Raw genomic sequence first — 16,537 nt, 5'->3', positions numbered from 1 at the left:
TCGTGGGGGCGGCCCGAACGGGTGTGCCTGAGTACGGCTACTCATCCCTCCTGGTGCGCGGTGCGGGCCGTCGCGTCCGCCGGGACATCGGCCCGGGCCTCCGTCACGGCCTCCGGCGCGCCCTCCGTGAGGGCTCCCGCCCGGGGGGCGGCCGGAGCCGGTTCGGGCGCCGAGACGTTGCGCGCCGAGTAGGCGATGAGGGCTGCCGCCCCGGCCAGCAGGGCGACGGTGGTCAGCGCCACCGGCAGCGAGAACCAGTCGGCGAGGAAGCCGATCGCGGGCGGTCCCAGCAGCATGCCGCCGTACCCCAGCGTGGACGCGGCGGCGACCCCGCTCGGTCCGGCGAGCGCGCCCGCCCTGGCCACGGCCACCGGGAAGATGTTGGCGAGACCGAGTCCGGTGACGGCGAAGCCGAGCAGCGCGAGCCAGGTCGTGGGCGCGAGGGCGCCGAGGAGCATGCCGAGCGCGGCGACCGCGCCGCCGGCGACCAGGGTCCGGGTCTGGCCGAGCCGTTCGAGCAGGGCCGTACCGGAGAGGCGTCCCACCGTCATGGCGAGGGCGAACAGCGAGTACCCGGCGGCGGCGAGTCCGGCACCGGCGTCCAGGTCCTGGGCGAGGTGCAGGGCGCCCCAGTCCGCGAGGGCGCCTTCGCCGTACGCCGTGCACAGCGCGATCACGCCGAACAGGACGACGAGCCGGCGCGTGCGCCGGTCGAGCCGTGACGGGGCGGACTCCCTCTCCGCACCGTCCTTCGCGGCAGCGGAGTCGGGCGCGAGGCCGGGGGCCGGACCGGGACCGGGGGCCGTGGGCACCGTGTGGCGCAGCAGCGACGGCCCGGCGAGCGCGGTCACGAGCAGCCCGACGCCCGTGAGGGCCAGCAGATGCGCCGAGGGGGAGAGACCACCGGCCACCAGCCCGCCGAGCCCCGCGCCCGCCATGCCGCCCAGGCTGAACGCTGCGTGGAAACTCGACATAACGGGACGGCGCATCGCGGCGACGAGATCGACGGCGGCGCTGTTCATCGAGACGTTGAGCGAGCCGTAGGCGGCACCGAACACGAGCAGGACCAGGCCGAGCGTGAGCGCCGAGTGCGTCCGCGCGGGCAGGGCGATGCTCAGCGCCAGCAGCACCGAACTGACCACGGTCACCGGATGACTGCCGAACCGCCGGCACATCCGACCCGTGAACATCATCGTCACGACGGCGCCGGCGGAGACCCCGAGCAGCGCCAGGCCGAGGTCGCTCGCCGACGCGCCGGTCTGCTGCTTGATGGCGGGGATGCGGACGACCCAGCCGGCGAACAGGAAGCCGTCCAGGGCGAAGAACACGGTCAGGGTGATACGGAGACGGGTGAGGGAGGACAGCGGGGCGCCGCCGGCGGGATCTCCGCCGCGGCCCCCCGACAGGGCCGTCCGGAGTTTGTTTAGGTTCGGCACAAAAGAAGGATAGGGGCTCGGGGCCGATCCGTACAAGGCGGCGGCCCCGCGCCGGGATCATGGGAGACTCACCTCCATGAACGGCAAGGTGACGACCAGAACACGACTGGAGAGAGGCCGCAGCGCGCTGGGCCCCGCACTGGAACTGGTTCACACGGGCCGCGCGCCCACCCGCGCCGTGCTCACCTCCGAGCTGGGCGTCACCCGCGCGACGGCCGGCGCCGTCGCCGCCGAGCTGGAGGCGCTCGGCCTGATCCGGGTCGACTCCCGGCCCGGCGCCGCGGCCGGCTCCCAGGGCCGTCCCTCGCACCGCCTGTCCGTCGACGACACCGGCCCCGTGGTCCTCGCCGCCCAGGTCCACGCCGACGGCTTCCGGGCCGCGCTGGTCGCCCTCGGCGGCCGTACCGTCGCCACCGCGCCCGGCTGTGTCACGGTCTCCTCCGACCCCGCCCAGGTGCTGGGCGCGGTCGTCGCCGAGGGTGCCGAGCTCCTGCGCGACAGCGGACGGCGCTGCGTCGGCGCGGGTCTCGCGGTCCCCTCCGCGGTCGCCGAACCGGAGGGCACCGCCCTCAACCCGCTGCACCTCGCCTGGCCGGCCGGCGCACCCGTACGCGACCTCTTCGTCGAACAGGTGCGTGCCGCCGGTATCGAGGGCCCCGCCTTCACCGGCAACGACGTCAACCTGGCGGCCCTCGCGGAGCACCGGCACGGCGCGGGCCGGGGCGCCGCCCAACTCCTCTGTGTCGCCACGGGACATCGCGGCGTCGGCGGCGCGCTCGTCGTGGACGGCCGTCTGCACACGGGCAGTTCGGGGCTCGCCCTCGAAGTCGGCCATCTGACCGTCAACCCCGAGGGCAGGCCGTGCCATTGCGGCAGCCGGGGCTGTCTCGATGTCGAGACCGACCCGCTGGCCTTCCTCGGCGCGGCGGGCCGCGACCCCGGCCCCGAGGTGTCGCTCCTCCAGCAGTCCCGTGACCTGCTCCGTACGGAGTACGGCGACCGGTCCGTACGGGCGGCGGCCGAGCAGCTCATCGACCGGCTGGGCCAGGGGCTCGCCGGACTGGTGAACATCCTCAACCCCGACCGGGTCATCCTCGGCGGCCTGCACCGTGAACTGCTCGACGCCGATCCGGTCCGGCTGCGCGCCGTCGTCGCCGACCGCAGCCTGTGGGGCCGCAGCGGGAGCGTGCCGATCCTCGCCTGCACGCTGGACCACAACAGTCTGGTCGGCGCCGCCGAACTGGCCTGGCAGCCGGTCCTGGACGATCCCCTGGCCGCACTGACCTGACAGGCCGCGCCGCCGGACCCGCCACCCGTCCGGCGGCACCACGGACGGCCCGCCGCACCATCGCGGGTAGGTCACCCCCATGACCGACGAGCCCTCCGGCATCGAGCCCCCGCCGCCCCCGCCGCGCTGGTTCCAGCGCCTCGACCGGCGGATCCGCCACTCGCCGCTCGGGCTCGCCTGGACGCGCGGACGCGACATGGAGCTGATGCACCGGGCCATGGGTTTCGCGGCGCTCGGCTTCCTCACCCTCGTCCCCGTGCTGGTGCTGGTCGCGGCGGCCCAGCCCAGCAGCGGCCACGGCTTCGCGCGCTGGCTCGGGCAGGCCATCGGCGTCACCCATGAGTCCCAGTTGCAGGTCGAGCGGCTGTTCGGTGTGCCCAACACGGCTCTCCAGCGCACAACCGCCTTCGGTCTCGCCGCGCTCGCCGTCTTCGGACTTACCTTCGGCTCCGCCGTACAGACCGGCTACGAGAAGGTCTGGGACCTGCCCACCGCCCGCTGGCACACCATGTGGCGCCATGTCGTCTTCCTCGCCCTGCTGGTCGGCGCGCTGCTCGGCTTCGTCAACACGCCTTCCCCCTCCGGCGATGTCACCGGCCCGCTGACGATCGTCGTGCTGGACGTCATCGGCACGTTCCTGTTCTTCTGGATCGCCCAGCACATCCTGCTTGGCGGGCGCGTGCGCTGGATCGCCCTGCTGCCGGGCGCCGTGGCCACCACCCTCGGACTGCTGGGCCTGCGGGGCTTCTCGCAGCTCGTCTTCTCGCCGCTGATCGCCTCCAGCGCCGTCACCTACGGCCCCTTCGGCACCGTCCTGGTTCTCCAGTCGTGGCTCGTCGGCGTCGGCTTCGTCGTCTACGGAGGGGCGCTGGTGGGCCGTCTCGCACACGAAGGCCGCGTGTTCCGGCGTCTGAAGGACCAGGACGAGACCTGAGGGACGGGCCGCCGGCCGAGCCCCCGTGGGAGCAGCCGTGCGGGGCCCGCGTACTCCCCGCGAGGTACCCGTACCGCCGCCGGCCGTACGACGACGCGGCGCCCCTCCCGGAGCGACTCTCGGAGGTGACAGAGAACGACGGAGACAGTCGCGAACCGAGGAGTTGACCGAGATGAACACCCTTGCGAACAGTGGCGGACCCGGGCCCTGGGTCCTGTTCTTCCCGCTCGTCTGGGCAGCCGTGATCGTCGCCGGTGTCACCCTCCTGCGGCGCACCGTGTGGCGCGGACGCCCCAGCGGCCCGCCGTGGCGGTCCGGCTTCGGGCGGGACACCGGGGACGTACGGGAGACGAACGGCGGCCACGACGCGCAGTCGCCCATCGCGATGCTCGGCCGGCGGTTCGCCTCCGGTGAGATCGACGAGGACGAGTACTGGCGCCGTCTCTCCGTGCTGGACGAGCAGTTCGGCCGTAAGGGCACCTCCGGTACGGCGTGACCACCCCCTGGGCGGCCACCGCCCCCGCGCCGCCGGTGCCGTCAAGGTCGACGGCAGGGGCGGCGCGGCGGTGCTCCGGCAGGTCAGCCGACGACGGCGGACCGGACGGCGCCGTGTTCGCGTCCCCCGGCCACGGCCCGGATTCCCGCGAAGGGGCTGTCGGCGAAGGCGCCGTGCGAGAAGGGTCCGTCGGTCGTCGCGCCGTACACCGGATTCCGGGGCGGAGCGGCGACAGACGGGGCGGGGAGCGTGAACCAGATGACCTTCCCCGCGTCGCCCTCCGCGCGCACCCCCCAGCTCTCGCTGACCGCCTCGATCAGCGCGAGACCGCGCCCGCACACGTCGAGCGGATCGGCCTCCTTGATCGTCGGCAGGCGCGGGTCGTGGTCGTGGACCGAGACCGTGAGCCGGTCGAGCAGGAGCTCGATGTCGACGGTGCACATCTTGTCCGGCTGTGCGTGCCGGTGGACGTTGGTCAGCAACTCGGTCACCCCGAGCGCCGCTGGGTCGATGAGTGGGTCTAGCTGCCAGTAGCGCAATTGCGCAGAAACGATTCTGCGGACTTGGCGGATCCGCGACGGCAGGGCCTGGAGCTCCACCGTGCACTGCCTGTTCGGCTGGCTGATCACGGCTGCGACTCCCCGATTGAGGTCCGGAGGAAGGCATGGATCACATCCAGCAGCTCACTCGCGAGGCTCGCTGCTGTCCTGCCCGGCGGGGCTGGATCGCAGCGTCACCACCGGTTCACCCTGAGTGATACACCCCAGAGTGAACCACCTCCCGCGCGACCGCAACTCGCGGCCCCGGGGCGGGCGGGCCCGGCGGGATCGGCGTAAGAGGCCCCGGGCGTCAGGTCTTCGCCGCCCCCGCCCGGCGTACGGTCTCCAGGAAGCGCCCGGCCAGCACTCTGCCCTCCGGCCGCCGGCCGCCTTGGCCCATGGTCAGCCGGTAGCGCGTGCCGTTCACGGTCGCCACCGTGCTCTCGTCCCCCCGGAACCACGGCTTGGCCGCCTGCACCGCCCGCAGCGGCGCACTGTCGATGACCCGTCCGTAGCTGGTCAGCAGAGCCAGTCTGCCGTCCTGGATGAGGACCCGTCCGGCCTTCGTGAGCGAGCGGGGCCAGCGCTCTATCTCGACGCCGCTCGCGCTGAACTCCGGTTCCGCCATGGCTGATCCGCCCCCTCCGTACCTGTTCCCTAAGGGAAGTCTGCACAACTCGGCGCGTGGACGCCAGAGCGGCTTCCCCGGCCGTCCCGGACGACCCGTCAGCACCGGCGGATGGTGCCCCGGGAACCCGTTGTCCAAGGCACGGCTATGGATACCCAAAGGCATGGTTTGCGCAGGTCGAGGGCTTACTGTTGCGCCCGTGCCCCGCCGGTGACCGTGGCGGCCGGACACCGGCGGAACACGGCACGGGCGGAACACGGCACCGGCGGAGCAGGGGACGGCGCGCATGACGGAACGGCAGCGGACCATCGACGTGAACCGCGGCGACCCCGCGTACCGGGCCTGGCTCAAGGAGGCCGTACGCAAGGTCCAGGCCGACGCCAACCGCTCGGCCGACACGCACCTCCTGCTCTTCCCGCTGCCGGAGCGGTGGGGCATCGACCTGTACATGAAGGACGAGTCCACCCACCCGACCGGCAGCCTCAAACACCGGCTCGCCCGCTCCCTGTTCCTCTACGGGCTCTGCAACGGCTGGATCCGCCCCGGAAAGCCCGTCATCGAGGCGTCCAGCGGCTCGACGGCGGTCTCGGAGGCGTACTTCGCGAAGCTGATCGGCGTCCCGTTCGTCGCGGTCATGCCGCGCACCACCAGCCCGGCGAAGTGCCGGCTCATCGAACTCCACGGCGGACGCTGCCACTTCGTCGACGACTCGCGCAGGATGTACGAGGAGTCGGCGCGGCTCGCGGCCGAGACCGGCGGCCACTACATGGACCAGTTCACCTACGCGGAGCGGGCCACCGACTGGCGGGGCAACAACAACATCGCCGAATCGATCTACCAGCAACTGAAGCTGGAGCGCTATCCGGAGCCCGCGTGGATCGTGGCCACGGCCGGCACCGGCGGCACGTCGGCCACCATCGCCCGCTATGTGCGCTACACGCAGTACGACACCATGATCTGTGTCCCGGACCCGGAGAACTCCTGTTTCTTCGACGGCTGGACCCACCGCGACCCGGGGGCGAGCGACGAGCGCGGTTCGCGCATCGAGGGCATCGGCAGACCACGGATGGAGCCGAGCTTCGTGACCGGCGCCATCGACCGGATGATGAAGGTCCCCGACGCCGCGAGCATCGCCGCCGTCCGCGTACTGGAGCGCAACATCGGCCGCAGGGCGGGCGGTTCGACCGGCACCGGGCTGTGGAGCGCGTTGCGGATCGTCTCCGAGATGGTGGCCGGCGGACGCAAGGGCAGTGTGGTGACCCTGATCTGCGACCCGGGGGACCGCTACCTCGACAAGTACTACTCCGACGACTGGCTCGCCGCACAGGGAATCGACATCGCCCCGTACTCCGCCACGATGGAGAGCTTCCTGCGGACCGGCGTCTGGTCCGACTGACCGTCAGGCGTCAGCGCACGGCCGGGACTTGCCTGCCGTCCGTCAGCCGCCCCGTCAGCTCCACGGAGCTGTCCCGGGGCGCCCTGACCGCCAGGGTCCCGGCCGGCTCGTCCGCCCGCACACCGCCCGAGGCCGTGGTCCGGCTGGGGCCGCGCCAGGTGTCGGCCCGCGTACAGACCCAGTCGGGATCCTCAGCGCCCCGGGCCACGCAGAAGGCCGTCGACCACGCGGCCGAAGACGACGCGACCCGTCCGTGCGGTCACCCCGTCGAGAAAGCGCGGCAGGAAGCCGAACCGCAACTCCTCCGACCAGGTCACCAGCGTGCGACCAGCGGCCCCGGCACCGGTCTCCGCCACTTCGATCTCGGCCCAGCCCATGACCGTCCGGCCGCGCTTCTCCAGCCGGCAGCGCCCGGGGCTCCCCGGCGCCGGCGGCTCCCAGCGCACGATCTCCATCGCGTCGTCGAACCGCACGCGTCCCACTCCCGTGCGCGCCACGAACACCGTCCCGGTGCCGGCCGGCCCCGGCGTCCGCACCAGGATGCGGGTCAACGGCACCCGGCGGCCGTGCGCCGGCCAGTCGGTGACGCGCCGCCAGGCCTCGTCGGCCGGCAGGGACGTACGGCGCTCGACGCGGAAGACGCTCACCCGTCCGCCGATTCGCCGGCGACGACCAGGCCCGGCAGATGTTCCACGATCTCCTCGCGCACCTCGGCCGACAGCCCGGCGTCGGTGACCAGGGTGTCGACCTGCTCCAGCGTCGCGAACGAACTCAGGCCCACCGTCCCCCACTTGGTGTGGTCCGCCACGACCACCACCCGGCGCGCCGAGCGCACGAAACGTCTGTTCGTCTCCGCCTCGGCCAGATTCGGCGTGGACAGACCGGCCCCGGGCGAGATGCCGTGCACACCCAGGAAGAGCACATCGAAGTGGAGCGAGCGGATCGCCTGGTCGGCGACCGGCCCCACCAGCGAGTCCGACGGGGTGCGGACACCTCCCGTGAGCACCACGGTGGCCGCTCCCGCGCGCTGACCGCCCGACGCCCCGGCCGGCTGCGCGGCATGGAACACGTCGGCCACCCGCACGGAGTTCGTCACCACCGTCAGATCGGGCACGTCCAGCAGATGGTGCGCCAGCGCGTACGTGGTGGTCCCGCCCGACAGGGCGATCGCCCGGCCGGGCACCGCCATCGCCGCCGCCGCCCGCGCGATGTCCTCCTTGGCGCTCAGTTCGAGCTCCGACTTGGCCTCGAAGCCCGGCTCGTGCGTACTCGCCTCGACCACCGGCACGGCGCCGCCGTGCACCTTCTCGATGACGCCGAGCCGGGCGAGCGCGTCGAGGTCCCGGCGGACCGTCATGTCCGAGACGTTGAGCTTGCGCGTCAGCTCGTTGACCCGGATCCCGCCGCGCCTGCGCACCTCGTCGAGGATCAGGGCGCGCCGCTGTTCCGCGAGGAGGTTCTGGTTGTCGCTCACCACCGGGGCCTGTCCTTCCACGTCGGCATCGTGCGGGGCCGCCGTACACAGCTGATCAAAGGTTCCTCATCCTCCCACGGCGTTGGGCCCCGCACGCAGGTGTCGGCCCGCCCCGGTCCGGGGAGAGTCGCTGAGGGGTGGTCACCGCCGCGAGACACCACCCGGAGAGCGAGTCGCCGACGTGTCCCCCGAGCCCCCCGTCCCCAGCGGCGGCGGCGCCGCGCTCGAACTGCTGGTCCACGGCGTCGGCGGCGCCACCCCGCAGGAGATGCTCGCCGATCCGTACACGGTCCGGATCACCGGCGACGAGACCGCGGCCATCCACCGGCGTCCCGACGACGAGGAGGCCGAGTCCCACCCCAAGCGGTACGAGGACGGGCCGGTGCCCGAGGCGTACTGCTGGTCCAACCTCACCTCCGGCAACGGCGCCCGCGCCCTGTGGCTGCTGCTGCTTCCCTTCATGGTCGTCAACCTCGCGCACTGGATGCGCCCGGCGACCAACGGCCTCGCCAGGACACAGCGCCTCTACGGAGTGTTCGTACGGCTGCTGGCCCTCACGCTCACCGTGCTGCTGACCGCCGGCGCCTGCGAGGTCGCGCTCGACCTGGTGGCCTGGCAGTGCGCGGGCTCCGCCGGCTGCGCGGAGGACCGGGCCTGGCTCGGCTTCCTGTCCGCCGCGCGGGACGGCTGGTGGGCGCAGCCCGGCCGCCGCCTCGCGCTGGCCGCCCTCGTACCGGCGCTGCTGGTGGCCCTCCTCTGGTACCTCTCCAACCGGACCTGGAGCGCGTACGAGGCCCAGCGCCCGCCGACCGACTCCGTTCCGGGCGGCAGCCTCCCGGAGCCGGGCCCCGAGGCCGGCGACGACGACGCCACGGACGCCTGCGAAGGACCGGCGCGGGGTACGGCGGGGGAGAGCGTCCAGCGCACTCCGAAGGTCCGGCCCGCACTCGGCAGGCCCGGCTTCTGGTACGGCCGCCGGCTCGTCGCGCGTCTGCGCGCCGCGCACACCGCCGCCGGATTCCTCACCGTCGCGGGCGCGATCACCGGCGCCACCGCCCGCCACGACCGCGGCGCGTCCAGCGCCGTACGCGAGGGCGCCGGCTGGTTGCTCCAGTCAACTCTCGTCGCGGGCGCGCTCGTTGTGCTCTGGGTGGTGTGCAGCAGGGGCCGCAGCGAGCGCAGGCGCGACGGCACGCTCGACAACGCGGTCATCAGCCGGCTGCCCGCCGTCTCCCTCGCCCTGCTCGGCCTCTGCGTCCTGTACGCGGCCTGGTCGCGCCCCGAATGGGTCTCCGCCGGCACCCTCCCCGGCGCGATCACGTTCCCGGTCCTCGTCCTCGCCCAGGGCGTTCTCGTCGTCGCCCTCGCCGCCGCGGCCCTCGTCCTGCACCGCCGCGCCCCGCACGCCAGGATCGCCCTCCTCGGCCTCGGTGGCCCGGCCGTCGCCATGCTGGCCTGCGCACTGGCCGGGGTGATGACCGGCGGTGTGGCCCAGCGCGTCGGCGACTGGCTCGACGGGTCGGGCACACCCGGCATGGGCGAGGGCTCGATCGTCGGACCGCCGGTGCTGCTGAGCTGGCAGGCCGCCGTCATCCCCGTCCTGCTCGTGCTCCTCCTGATCCCGGTCGCCCTCCTCGCGGTGCGCACCGTGCGTACCGCCCGTCGCCTCGCGCCCGTCGTGGAGGCGGAGTACGGGTCGCGGGAGGAGAAGGTCACGCCGGACTCCGTCCGGACCCGCCGGATCGCCGGAGCCCGGGCCCGCGCCGAACTCACCGACGCGGCGCCCTGGCTGGTCGGCCTCGTCTCCGGCGCCACGCTCCTGCTCGGCGTCGGCGCCGTCCTCGGGGCCTGGCTGAGCGGGGACGTGCCGGGCCGGGCGGCCGAGGGCGGCCCCGCGCTGGTCCAGTCGGTCGCCGACACCGCGCAGGCGCTCGGCTCCTGGCTGATCGGCCTCGGCTTCATACTGTTCGTCACCTGGGGCCGCCGCGCCTACCGCGACCCGTCCGCCCGGCGCACCATCGGCATCCTCTGGGACGTCGGCACGTTCTGGCCGCGCGCCTCGCACCCCTTCGCGCCGCCGTGCTACGCGGAGCGCGCCGTGCCCGACCTCACCTGGCGAATGGCCTCCTGGACCGCCCGCACCGGCGGACGTCTCGTCATCTCCGGCCATTCGCAGGGCAGCGTGCTGGCCGCGGCGGCCGTCTGGCAGCTCCCGGAGGGCACCCGCCACCGGGTGGCGCTGCTGACGTACGGCTCACCGCTGGAGCGGCTGTACGGCCGCTGGTTCCCCGCCTACTTCGGCGCCGGGCCGCTGAGCGACCTCGGCAGGGAGGTGCACTGCTGGCGCAACCTGTGGCGCGCCACCGACCCCATCGGCGGACCCGTCAGGCTCGGCGCCGACGGCGACGCGCCGGCCGTGGACCGGGGGCCGCTGAAGGACCCGCTCGCCTACGGCCGCACCGAGCGCCGCCCGCTGCCCGAACCGATCCTCGGTCACTCCGAGTACCAGGCCGACCCCGCGTTCGCCGTGGAGCGCGCCGCGCTGCTCGACCGGCTGCCGCCCGCGCTGCCCGCGCAGCGCGACGGCGCCGCGACGGACCGGGGAGCCCCGGAAAGCCCACGGAGTCAGGGCAGTTCGGGCAGATCGTCCGCGTAGAGCAGGGTCAGGTCGTCCGTGCTGGTCTCCGGCAACTGGGCGACCCTGCTGGCGTGTTGCTCCACCATCGACTCGAACGTCTGCCGCGCCGTACGGCCGTTGCCGAAGGCCGGCCCCTTGGGCAGCACCGCGAAGTACTTCAGCAGCGCCTCGGCCGTCCCCGCGCCGAGCTGGTACTCGTGCTCCTCGGCCTGCCGCTCCACGATCCGCAGCAGTTCGTCCGCCTCGTAGTCGTCGAAGGTGATGGTGCGTGAGAAACGGGACGCCACACCGGGGTTGACGGCGAGAAATCGTTCCATCTCCACGGTGTACCCGGCGACGATCACCACCACGGCCTCCCGGTGGTCCTCCATCAGCTTCACCAGCGTGTCGATCGCCTCACGCCCGAAGTCGCGCCCCGAGTCCTCCGGCGACAGCGCGTACGCCTCGTCGATGAACAGCACACCGCCACGGGCCCGGTCGAAGGCCTCCTGTGTACGGATCGCGGTGGAGCCGATGTGCTCACCCACCAGGTCCACCCGCGAGACCTCGACGAGATGACCGCGCTCCAGCACCCCGAGCGAGGCCAGGATCTCGCCGTACAGCCGGGCCACCGTCGTCTTGCCGGTACCGGGGGAGCCGGTGAAGACCAGATGGCGGCGGGCCGAGGCGGCCTTGAGACCGGCCTGCTGCCTGCGCCTGCCGACCTCGATCATGTTCGTGAGGGCGCGGACCTCGCGCTTGACGCTCTCCAGGCCCACCAGCGCGTCGAGTTCACCGAGCACCTTGCCCGGCTCGCGCACCGGCTCGGCGGGCAAGGCGTCCGGCACGGGCGGCGCGCCCGCCGCCGGGACCGCGCCCAGCAGCCCCGTCGTCTGCGTCGCCGTGAGCACGGCCGCCGGCTGCGGCGCCGCGGCCAGTACCCCGCTCTCGTCGCTCGTGCAGTCCTCCACGGTCGGCCCCGCAGCGTTGCCCTCGGCGCCGGGCGCCGAGCCGTCCGGGAACTCGTAACCCCCGCGCGCGCAGCGCTCGGTGCGGCAGCGCGTCAGCGTCGTACGGCAGCCGTCCATCACATGGAAGCCGTAACCGCCGCTGCCCGTCACCCGGCAGTCGTGGAAGGTGCCCCGGCCCTCGGCGGAGACATAGAAACCGGCCTCGGCCGGCGAGGTGATCGTGCACCGCTCGATGGTCGGGTCCGCGCCCTTGGTCACGATGACGCCGGTCTGGACACCGTCGATGGTGCAGGAGTTGAGCGTGCCGCCGCTGCCGTGGTCCCGGAACCAGGCGCCGGTGGACGCCTCCCTGATCCGGCAGTCGTCCAGCTGGGCCGTCGCCCCGTCGCTCACCGACACGGCCGTGTTGCGGACCTGGGAGAGGTCGCTGTCCACGACGTCGGCGCGGGAGCCGCGGTCGAGGACGAACAGCGCGTCCGGCACGTCGTGCACGCGGCAGGAGTCGAGCACGACCGTCGCCCCGTCGCTCACCCAGACCGCCGGGTAGTCGCCCGTGCTGTCATGTATCTCGCACTGGTTGGCGTCCACCCGGGTGCCCGGGTCCCAGACGGAGAGACCGTTGCGGCCGAAGCGGCGCACCGTGGAGCGGGTCAGCGTCAGCACCGAGCGGGAACGCAGATCGACCGCGTTCTCCGGGATGTCGTGGATGTCGCAGTCGGAGAGCGTCAGCACCGCGTCCGTGTCGAGCGTGATGCCGTCGGCCGACGTGCGGTGGACGCTGGAGTCGGTGAGATGGGCGGCGGCGCGGGAGGCGATCTGTACGCCGGTGCCCTTGATCTCGTACACCTCGCAGCCGACCGCCTCCAGCCCGCTGCCCTCGCCGGTGACGGTCAGTCCGCCGCCCGACGCGTGGTGGATCCGGCAGCGCTCCAGCCGGGGGTGCGCCCCGCCGCGTACGGAGACGCCCGACTGGCCGGCCGCGACGACCTCGCAGTCCTCGAACACCCCGCCGGCGCCGTCGAGTACGGCGATCCCGACACCGGCCGGATTGTCGACGGTGCAGCGGCGGACGGTGGGGCGCGCGGCGCCGCGCACCTCCACACCGGCGGCCGAACGCGTGACGATCCGCAGGTCCGTCAGCTCGGGGGTGCCGTCCTCCACGAGCAGCGCGGGCGCGGTCGTGTCCTGGCCCTCCACATGCAGGTCGTGGACGGTCGCCGAGGCGCGCACCGTCAGCGGCACGCCCTCCGGCGGTGCGATGCGCACCGAGCCCGAGGAGCCCTCGGGCCCGCGCAGCGTGACGGCGCGCGTGACCACGAGATTCTCCCGGTAGGTGCCCGGCGCGACGGTGAGTATGTCGCCGTCGCTCGCGGCCTCCAGGGCCGCGGAGAGAGACGCGTACTCGCCGGTACGCCTGCGCCAACGCGAGGTGCCGGTGTGCGTCACCTGGACGGTGCCCTGTGCCATGGTGTTGTTCTGTCCCCACCTCGTGCGCCTGCGCGTGCTGTGCCGATCTGACCCGCTCCGGGGTCAATTCAAGGAAGCCCCGGCCACGACGGAGGACCGGGTCGCACCACCGTAGCGCGCGCGGCACCGGTCGGTTGACCCAAGAGCGGTTCCGGGGCGGTGAGAAGGGCTGTTCGGGCCCTTCGGCTCAGCTGCCCGCGCCCGTACGGCCCCAGTCGGGACCGGCCTGCGCCCAGGCCAGATCGAGCCGCGCGTACCGGCGCCGGTTGAGCTGCCGGACCACCAGCCGTCTGGCGGCCTCGACCAGCAGGGCGCCGAGAGCGGCCACCCCGAGCCCCGCCAGCACGGCGTGCGTACGGGCGGTGGTGGGATCCGTCGGCCGCTGGGTGAGCTGTCCGCCGCGGTCTGTCCAGACCGGGAAGGTCTCACCGGGCCGGACCGTGGCCGGCGCCGAGCGGACGGTCTCGGTGTGCCGACTCCCGTCCGGCGCCGTCCACTTGGCGATCACCGGCCGGCCGCTCCCGCGCTCGGCCGAGGTCTCCGGGTCGTACATGAGACGCGCGGGCGCCGTCGTGAGACGGACCACCTGGGCGTGCGTACGGTGCCGGTCCTCGTGCTGGGCACGGATCGTCCGCCCGAACGCCTCGTCGGTCGCCGCGCCCGACATCCAGCCGATCGACGGGGCGGCGAGGAGCATCAGGACAAGGGCGCCGAACGCTACCCACGCCTCGACGAGATCGGTCCTTCTCCGCAGCGGGTTGTGCCGCCAGCGCCGGAGCCCCAGGACCGCTCGCATCGTGTCTCACCCCTTGCGTCTTCCGTCCGTTGCTCTCTCCGTCATAGCCCCATGGGGCCGCGCGCACGCACAAAACGGCGGAAGGGAGAGCGAAATCACCCCGGGGTTCGACGGGCCGGACCCGGCACGGCGTCAGTCGGTGAACACCTTCACCACGTCTCCCACCTGCACCGTACCGGTGTTCTCGGGCACCAGCTTCTGCCCGAAGACCAGCTTGCCGTCGATCCGGCGGTGCCGGGCGAGCGTACGCAGCGGTTCCTTGCCGCGCCCCGCCGTCCGCTGGTCGGTCGTGGTGATCACACAGCGCCCGCACGGCTTGGCGACACGGAAGGTGACCTCGCCGACGGTGATCCGGCGCCACCCGTCCTCGGCCCAGGGAGCGGTGCCCGCGACGACGAGATTCGGCCGGAAGCGGTCCATCGGCAGAGGGCCCTCGTCGGCGTGATCGCCCTGCGCTATCAGGGAGTTGAGGGCGTCGAAGGAGGAGACGGTGACCAGGAGCAGCGGATGGCTGTCGGCGAAGCTGACGGTGTCCCCGGGGCGGGAGTACGCCGGATCGACCGGCCGGGCGCTCGCCGGGTCGCCGAGATGTGCCAGCCGGACCGCCACCCCGAGATGGCGGCTGAACCAGTCGCTCGCCCGCGCGTCCGCGAGCGAGGCGGCGACCTTCGTCCCGAAGACGTTCACCACGACGTCGTCCGTGTCCGCCGGGGGCTCGATCTCCGCCAGATCGACGCCAACACCCGGTGAGGACACGGCTGTTCGCGGACGGTCCGTACGCTGTTCACCCCGTCGCGGGCCGCCCGTTCTCGTGGTACCCGATCCTGTGCCGCCCGTTCCGGGGCGCGCGACCTCCAGCGACTCCCCGCCGGGCGCGTGCAGCGCGATCCCGCCGTCCCGCAGCGGCTCGGCGCGGGTCAGCGCGAGCCGTGGCAACTCGCGCTGTGTGACAGCGGTGCCCGACTCGTCGATCAGCGTCCACCGGCGGTCTCCCGCCAGACCCCACGGCTCGACGACCGCGCTGTCCGTCGTGAAACCTCCCACCGACTTCACCGGATGGACGCGCAGGGCGTGCAGGACTGGGGCGAACGGCTGATGCATACGGCCATCCTGCCAGGGAGCCCCCGACTCCCTCCGCCCGTCCCGGCGCGCCGGTCGTTCCGGAACGCCCGGTGTCAGTAACCCCGGCTCTGGTACGGGCGGTTGTACGGGTCGTCGTACTGCACCGGCGCGGGCGCCGGGCGCGGCGAAGCGGGGCGCATCGCCTCGTACCCCGTCGCCGACCCCGGTCGCTGCTGCTGCGGCGGGCGGGGCTGCTGAGGACGCGGTTGCTGTTGCTGCTGCTGGGGCGGATAGGGCTGAGCACCCTGGTAGCCGCGGGGCGGCGCCTGCTGCGGAACGTAGGGCGCCGGGGCGTGCTGGAGCGGCACGGGGTGCTGCGCCGGCTGCGGCTGGTAGCCGCCGTAGGACGGCGTGGGCTGCGAAGGAGCCGCCGGGAGAGCGGGAAGCGCCGAAGGCAGCGCCGGCAGATAGCTGTTGCTCTGGTAGCTGCTGCCGGTGTCGTAGGCGGAAGGCACTCGGATCGGGGCGATCTGAGGCGTGCCCCGCTCCGCGACCAGGGAGTCGTAGATCGGGGTGTCCGGGAACGACGGCGCGGTGTAGTAACCGCCGCCGTAGGTGGCGCGGGGGGAGGTCATGGAACATAAGTTAAGCCCACGATGTGCCGGTTGGGGAGTCCGATAAGGGGGTTGTTTCCGGCGGTGTGGGTGACTTCGGATCCCCAATGCGAGCGAACTTGGGAAAATCGGTCGTCCGGCAGCGTAGTGATCGTGTAAAGGGCAAGCTCCGGAGGGGTTACTCGTCGGTCCTCGGGGGCGCGGCGGCTGTTTCAGCGATTAGGTTTGGCGCGACGGAAAACTTTCGGTCACCCGACTCTCGATGGGGGCGAGCATGTCCATGCTTAAAGGAGCCAATGTTCCGGTGTCGGCACCGAGTGTGCGTGTCGAATTGGGATGGCGTTCAGCACCGGGGACACCGGATGTCGACGCGTCGGCTCTTCTGCTGAAGGCTGGAAAGGTCCGCTCCGACGCGGACTTCGTTTTCTACAACCAGCCCGCGCACGCGTCGGGCGCGGTGCGCTACGACGGGAAAGGCACAGGTCCCGGCACGGTGACGGACACCCTCTCCGTCGATCTGGCCCGTGTGGAGGCCGACATCGAGCGGATCGTCGTCGCCGCGTCGGCGGACGGCGGGAACTTCGGCCGGGTGCCCGGACTCTACGTCCGCGTGCTCGACGCGGCGTCGGGCGCCGAGATCGCGCGGTACGACAGCCAGGACGCGACCATCGAGACGGCGTTCGTGCTCGGCGAGCTCTACCGGCGCCAGGGCGCCTGGAAGTTCCGCTCGGTCGGCCAGGGGTACAGCAGCGGACTGGAGGGCCTCGCGACGGACTTCGGCATCAGCGTCGACGAGCCGCAGCGGGCCGCGCCCCCGAG

At 73.0% G+C, this 16,537-nt stretch carries 16 protein-coding genes; 6 read left to right on the top strand and 10 right to left on the bottom strand.

Going from position 1 to position 16,537, the window contains the following annotated elements:
- Positions 1-41: 41 nt before the first annotated feature.
- Positions 42-1,436: an MFS transporter gene (locus tag GXP76_RS13140; RefSeq protein WP_242571685.1), complete on the bottom strand. Its 1,395-nt coding sequence runs from the start codon at positions 1,434-1,436 to the stop codon at positions 42-44.
- 76 nt (positions 1,437-1,512) lie between these two features.
- Between GXP76_RS13140 and GXP76_RS13135 the strand changes: the two genes are divergently transcribed.
- The 3 genes from GXP76_RS13135 to GXP76_RS13125 all read left to right on the top strand — a co-directional run bounded on the left by GXP76_RS13135 (position 1,513) and on the right by GXP76_RS13125 (position 4,154).
- A complete protein-coding gene (locus GXP76_RS13135) occupies positions 1,513-2,724 on the top strand; it encodes an ROK family protein (RefSeq protein WP_242571684.1) in 1,212 nt (403 codons plus the stop codon).
- Between the two features lie 79 nt (positions 2,725-2,803).
- The gene (locus GXP76_RS13130) at positions 2,804-3,658 is read left to right on the top strand and encodes a YhjD/YihY/BrkB family envelope integrity protein (protein ID WP_242571683.1); all 855 of its coding nucleotides are present in this window, start codon (positions 2,804-2,806) and stop codon (positions 3,656-3,658) included.
- A gap of 172 nt (positions 3,659-3,830) precedes the next feature.
- Entirely contained in the window at positions 3,831-4,154 is a 324-nt protein-coding gene (locus GXP76_RS13125; RefSeq protein ID WP_242571682.1) for an SHOCT domain-containing protein, read from the top strand.
- Between the two features lie 83 nt (positions 4,155-4,237).
- Here the strand turns inward: GXP76_RS13125 and GXP76_RS13120 are convergent, their stop codons facing one another.
- A complete protein-coding gene (locus tag GXP76_RS13120; RefSeq protein WP_242571681.1) occupies positions 4,238-4,783 on the bottom strand; it encodes an ATP-binding protein in 546 nt (181 codons plus the stop codon).
- 220 nt (positions 4,784-5,003) lie between these two features.
- Positions 5,004-5,321 (bottom strand): hypothetical protein, encoded by a 318-nt coding sequence (locus tag GXP76_RS13115; RefSeq protein WP_242571680.1) that lies wholly within the window; start codon positions 5,319-5,321, stop codon positions 5,004-5,006.
- A gap of 286 nt (positions 5,322-5,607) precedes the next feature.
- Between GXP76_RS13115 and GXP76_RS13110 the strand changes: the two genes are divergently transcribed.
- Positions 5,608-6,717, top strand: a complete 1,110-nt coding sequence (locus GXP76_RS13110; protein WP_242571679.1) for a PLP-dependent cysteine synthase family protein — start codon at positions 5,608-5,610, stop codon at positions 6,715-6,717.
- A gap of 10 nt (positions 6,718-6,727) precedes the next feature.
- Here the strand turns inward: GXP76_RS13110 and GXP76_RS13105 are convergent, their stop codons facing one another.
- From GXP76_RS13105 to GXP76_RS13095, 3 genes are read right to left on the bottom strand one after another with little or no spacing between them, the layout of a single operon-like run.
- A complete protein-coding gene (locus tag GXP76_RS13105) occupies positions 6,728-6,925 on the bottom strand; it encodes a hypothetical protein (RefSeq protein WP_242571678.1) in 198 nt (65 codons plus the stop codon).
- Positions 6,909-7,364 carry an SRPBCC family protein gene (locus GXP76_RS13100; RefSeq protein WP_242571677.1) on the bottom strand — a complete coding sequence of 152 codons (456 nt, stop codon included), beginning with the start codon at positions 7,362-7,364 and terminating at the stop codon, positions 6,909-6,911. Before GXP76_RS13100 ends, GXP76_RS13105 begins: the two co-directional genes overlap by 17 nt.
- Positions 7,361-8,191, bottom strand: a complete 831-nt coding sequence (locus GXP76_RS13095; protein WP_242571704.1) for a DeoR/GlpR family DNA-binding transcription regulator — start codon at positions 8,189-8,191, stop codon at positions 7,361-7,363. The genes GXP76_RS13100 and GXP76_RS13095 overlap by 4 nt, the downstream gene beginning before the upstream one ends.
- Positions 8,192-8,372: 181 nt before the next feature.
- Here GXP76_RS13095 and GXP76_RS13090 point away from each other — a divergent pair, with 181 nt between their 5' ends.
- Positions 8,373-10,847: a hypothetical protein gene (locus tag GXP76_RS13090; protein ID WP_242571676.1), complete on the top strand. Its 2,475-nt coding sequence runs from the start codon at positions 8,373-8,375 to the stop codon at positions 10,845-10,847.
- On the opposite strand, the gene GXP76_RS13085 is transcribed toward GXP76_RS13090, so the two are convergent.
- The 4 genes from GXP76_RS13085 to GXP76_RS13070 all read right to left on the bottom strand — a co-directional run bounded on the left by GXP76_RS13085 (position 10,817) and on the right by GXP76_RS13070 (position 15,739).
- Entirely contained in the window at positions 10,817-13,246 is a 2,430-nt protein-coding gene (locus tag GXP76_RS13085) for a right-handed parallel beta-helix repeat-containing protein (RefSeq protein WP_242571675.1), read from the bottom strand. The genes GXP76_RS13090 and GXP76_RS13085 overlap by 31 nt on opposite strands.
- A gap of 187 nt (positions 13,247-13,433) precedes the next feature.
- Positions 13,434-14,042, bottom strand: coding sequence for a hypothetical protein (locus GXP76_RS13080; RefSeq protein WP_242571674.1), 609 nt, complete (start codon positions 14,040-14,042; stop codon positions 13,434-13,436).
- Between the two features lie 132 nt (positions 14,043-14,174).
- Entirely contained in the window at positions 14,175-15,143 is a 969-nt protein-coding gene (locus GXP76_RS13075) for an MOSC domain-containing protein (RefSeq protein WP_242571673.1), read from the bottom strand.
- 74 nt (positions 15,144-15,217) lie between these two features.
- Positions 15,218-15,739: a DUF6643 family protein gene (locus GXP76_RS13070; RefSeq protein ID WP_147875706.1), complete on the bottom strand. Its 522-nt coding sequence runs from the start codon at positions 15,737-15,739 to the stop codon at positions 15,218-15,220.
- A gap of 241 nt (positions 15,740-15,980) precedes the next feature.
- On the opposite strand from GXP76_RS13070, the gene GXP76_RS13065 reads away from it, so the two are divergent.
- On the top strand, positions 15,981-16,537 hold a 557-nt coding region (locus GXP76_RS13065; RefSeq protein ID WP_242571672.1), incomplete at its 3' end, for a TerD family protein.

This window comes from Streptomyces sp. NP-1717, from assembly GCF_022695985.1.
Classification (GTDB): domain Bacteria; phylum Actinomycetota; class Actinomycetes; order Streptomycetales; family Streptomycetaceae; genus Streptomyces.
This window is presented reverse-complemented; position numbering and strand designations above follow the sequence as displayed.

Coding starts and splice junctions, on each gene's coding strand:
- GXP76_RS13135 (WP_242571684.1), top strand. CDS start 1,513: ATGAACGGCAAGGTGACGACCAGAACACGACTGGAGAGAGGCCGCAGC.
- GXP76_RS13130 (WP_242571683.1), top strand. CDS start 2,804: ATGACCGACGAGCCCTCCGGCATCGAGCCCCCGCCGCCCCCGCCGCGC.
- GXP76_RS13125 (WP_242571682.1), top strand. CDS start 3,831: ATGAACACCCTTGCGAACAGTGGCGGACCCGGGCCCTGGGTCCTGTTC.
- GXP76_RS13115 (WP_242571680.1), bottom strand. CDS start 5,321: ATGGCGGAACCGGAGTTCAGCGCGAGCGGCGTCGAGATAGAGCGCTGG.
- GXP76_RS13110 (WP_242571679.1), top strand. CDS start 5,608: ATGACGGAACGGCAGCGGACCATCGACGTGAACCGCGGCGACCCCGCG.
- GXP76_RS13085 (WP_242571675.1), bottom strand. CDS start 13,246: ATGGCACAGGGCACCGTCCAGGTGACGCACACCGGCACCTCGCGTTGG.
- GXP76_RS13080 (WP_242571674.1), bottom strand. CDS start 14,042: ATGCGAGCGGTCCTGGGGCTCCGGCGCTGGCGGCACAACCCGCTGCGG.
- GXP76_RS13075 (WP_242571673.1), bottom strand. CDS start 15,143: ATGCATCAGCCGTTCGCCCCAGTCCTGCACGCCCTGCGCGTCCATCCG.
- GXP76_RS13070 (WP_147875706.1), bottom strand. CDS start 15,739: ATGACCTCCCCCCGCGCCACCTACGGCGGCGGTTACTACACCGCGCCG.